This is a genomic window from Ruegeria sp. CDSA079 (assembly GCF_059612245.1).
Genome location: NZ_JBXWQF010000051.1, coordinates 1 through 2,930, shown reverse-complemented (window position 1 = coordinate 2,930; position 2,930 = coordinate 1). Strand labels below are relative to the sequence as shown.

At 50.0% G+C, this 2,930-nt stretch carries 4 protein-coding genes; all 4 read left to right on the top strand.

Annotated features, from left to right (window positions below; all coding sequences use genetic code 11):
- Positions 1 to 318 precede the first annotated feature (318 nt).
- The 4 genes from AC2FJZ_RS22260 to AC2FJZ_RS22245 all read left to right on the top strand — a co-directional run bounded on the left by AC2FJZ_RS22260 (position 319) and on the right by AC2FJZ_RS22245 (position 2,857).
- Positions 319 to 753 (top strand): hypothetical protein, encoded by a 435-nt coding sequence (locus tag AC2FJZ_RS22260; protein WP_496780406.1) that lies wholly within the window; start codon positions 319 to 321, stop codon positions 751 to 753.
- Entirely contained in the window at positions 750 to 1,100 is a 351-nt protein-coding gene (gene tnpB / locus AC2FJZ_RS22255) for an IS66 family insertion sequence element accessory protein TnpB (protein WP_496780404.1), read from the top strand. The genes AC2FJZ_RS22260 and tnpB overlap by 4 nt, the downstream gene beginning before the upstream one ends.
- Positions 1,101 to 1,150: 50 nt before the next feature.
- Complete coding sequence (locus AC2FJZ_RS22250) at positions 1,151 to 1,717, top strand: metallophosphoesterase (RefSeq protein WP_496780402.1); 567 nt, start codon at positions 1,151 to 1,153, stop codon at positions 1,715 to 1,717.
- 126 nt (positions 1,718 to 1,843) lie between these two features.
- Positions 1,844 to 2,857, top strand: coding sequence for a transposase (locus AC2FJZ_RS22245; RefSeq protein ID WP_496780400.1), 1,014 nt, complete (start codon positions 1,844 to 1,846; stop codon positions 2,855 to 2,857).
- Positions 2,858 to 2,930 lie beyond the last annotated feature (73 nt).

The window sequence follows — 2,930 nt, the reverse complement described above, 5'->3', positions numbered from 1 at the left end:
GCGGGATGGAGCAGCCCGGTAGCTCGTCAGGCTCATAACCTGAAGGTCGTAGGTTCAAATCCTACTCCCGCAACCAACGTTGGCGAACAGAGTCTCGAACAAGCCGCCTCAGGGCGGCTTTGTTCATTCTGGGACACACCCAACGCAAGCAAACCCGCCAACTTCCCAACAAGTTCAATCGCATACTTCCCATCGTCTGGGATCAATCTGATCTCCGATAGACAACTGCGAATGTAAGCGGTGCATCTGACCCCCTAAATCACCCCTGATCAAACAGCGCTCAGCGATTTATGCTGCCTCCAAAAGGATACAGGCATCATGAATTCTCAAAACTTAGGTGACCTTGCAAGTGATCAGAAAATCCAAAACGTCTTCCGCGCTTTCGGCTACTCAATCCCCATCGGAAAAGATGGCCGCCGCCTCTGGCCTACAAAATTCAAACGCGCGATCGGCCAGCGTATGAGATCAGGTGAATTGTCGATCGGCGATGTACAAAAAACCTGTCAGGTCTCCGACAAGACCGCTTACAGTTGGCGCAAAGGCGGTTCTCGGAAAATATCGCACAAGCCCTCGAACGCATCGCAAGCTATGCCAGCATTTGCACAAGTTAAGGTTCAGCGTGAAGGGCCAACCGAACCGGCAAAAGCTCCTCAGATCGTTTTCAAACGAGCTGATTGCGAAGTGTCGTTCCCCCCGTGCTATCCAATCGATCAGCTGGTTCAATTGATCCGCGCCTTTGAAAGCAGCGCATGATTTCTCCAGCGGGCAACTTCAAATATTATGTCGCCACAAAACCTGTCGATTTTCGGAAAGGTATGGATGGCCTCGCCGCCATTGTAATGAACGAATTTGAGCTCGATCCCTTCAACGGTGCCATCTTCATTTTTCGGTCCAAACGAGCGGACCGCCTCAAGCTGATCGTGTGGGACGGCACCGGTCTCGTGATGACCTACAAACGGATCGAGGGAAAGGGCTTCGAATGGCCCCGCATTCAAGATGGCATGATTACTCTGAACAAATCTCAATTTGAAGCATTGTTTGAAGGTCTAGACTGGAAGCGCGTCACCGCCCGAGGCATGCGACGCCCTGTGGCGGTCTAGGATGAAAGAGCCGGAGACCAAAACCGAACAGCAGAAATGAAACGGCAAACATGAAAAATTGGTACACTGCGGACACGCACTTTGGGCATGAAAACGTCATTCGGTTTTGCAATCGGCCGTTTAAATCGGCGGCGCATATGGATGGAGCCATCCTCGAAAATATGTGGAAATTCGTTAAACCAGAAGACGATCTTTGGATTGTAGGGGACTTTGCATTTGGCGCACCAGCCAAAGACCCTACCTACTTGCAACAGATCTTCGATCAACTTCCCGGAAATCAAAAACACCTCATTGTGGGCAACCATGACAGCGACCTCATTCAGTCACTCGATTGGTCGTCCGTTTCGTTAATGATCGAAGTGTCGGACGGGCCAAAAGGCCAAAGAAACACGCTTTGCCACTACCCTATGATCACTTGGAACCACGCGCGCCGGGAGGCTCTCCAACTATTCGGGCATGTCCATAACAATTGGCGCGGGTCGCGAAACTCCATCAATGTTGGCGTCGATGTATGGGATTTTATGCCAGTGACATACGATGATGTCGCACGGCGGGCACGACGTTTACCGGTGAACAAGCACTGGTCGGATGTCGAACATGGAAAGGCACTCGGATAAAATTTCAGATCGAACTTTCTGATGCGCATCCAAACTTCATGCCTTTGCGAATGACAAACTAAGGCAAAACCTCCCGTTGTGACTGATGTAGTAATTGCCTCAGTTCAGCCAGCAAGGGAAGAGAAAATGAAAGCCGCAAAGATTAGCAGAAGGGCATATACTGCAGAATTCAAAGCTGATGTGGTCCTAGAGGGCCTTTCCAGGGCAACTTCAATCGCCGAGCTTTGTCGACTGAGGGGCATATCCGTCGGTCTGTACTACGAATGGAGGAATCGCTTTATTTGCTCGGGGACGGCAGGACTGCAGAGACGCGTGACACGGAGGCGCAAGAAAAGTTGTGCATCCGCTTCCGTATCGCCGAAGCGCCGCGTTGCAACCGAGCTTGCAGCTAAGTTTCAGAAGTATCGATCTGACCAAGCCCAAATTGCTGGACGGCTTACGGTGCCAGAGCGCCTAAAAGCTATTGAACTAATCGATACTGCTAACGTGCCAAAGTGCCTTGCCATTAGCAGTATCGGAGTGGCGAAGTCGTCGTACTACCGTTGGTGCAAATTACTGCGTGAGAATGGCACGCTCGAAAACTACGTTCGGGCACCTGAGTATCTGAGAATCTCTGAAAGAGAGGACGTAAGAGAACTAGTGTTCAAAGTCCTGCACGCCCCTCCTTCCGATTTCGGTTTCAATCGAACTACTTGGAGGCAGTCTGATCTGCAGTTGGCAATCGAAAAGGCGGGAATGCGTATCGGCCAACACGCAATCAGAAGTATCATCAAAAGTGCTGGATACCGATGGATGAATGCAAAGAAAGTCCTGACTAGTAACGATCCCGATTATCGTTCCAAGCTCACCAAAATACAGGACATACTTTCAAACCTAGGGTCGAATGAAGGGTTCTTTTCAATTGATGAATATGGGCCATTCGCTGTCAAGCAGCGCGAAGGTCGAAAACTGGTTGCTCCCGGAATGACGAATACTGTTCCCCAGTTCCAGAAATCCAAAGGTGTGTTAATAATGACGGCAGCTCTTGAGCTCTCGAGCAATCAAGTTACTCACTTCTATTCAAAGAAGAAAAACACTGATGAAATGATAAAATTGCTGGATGTGCTGTTAGACAAGTATAACCACCTCGATCGGTTCTAGGCTCAGGACTCATAGCCAATAGATGACGAGTGCGGCGAGTGCGATGGCTGACAGGAAGACTTTCGGGCATCTA

What these genes read in the sequence shown, in the direction of transcription:
- AC2FJZ_RS22245 (WP_496780400.1), top strand. Translation starts at nt 1,844, where the DNA reads ATGAAAGCCGCAAAGATTAGCAGAAGGGCATATACTGCAGAATTCAAA.
- tnpB (WP_496780404.1), top strand. Translation starts at nt 750, where the DNA reads ATGATTTCTCCAGCGGGCAACTTCAAATATTATGTCGCCACAAAACCT.
- AC2FJZ_RS22250 (WP_496780402.1), top strand. Translation starts at nt 1,151, where the DNA reads ATGAAAAATTGGTACACTGCGGACACGCACTTTGGGCATGAAAACGTC.
- AC2FJZ_RS22260 (WP_496780406.1), top strand. Translation starts at nt 319, where the DNA reads ATGAATTCTCAAAACTTAGGTGACCTTGCAAGTGATCAGAAAATCCAA.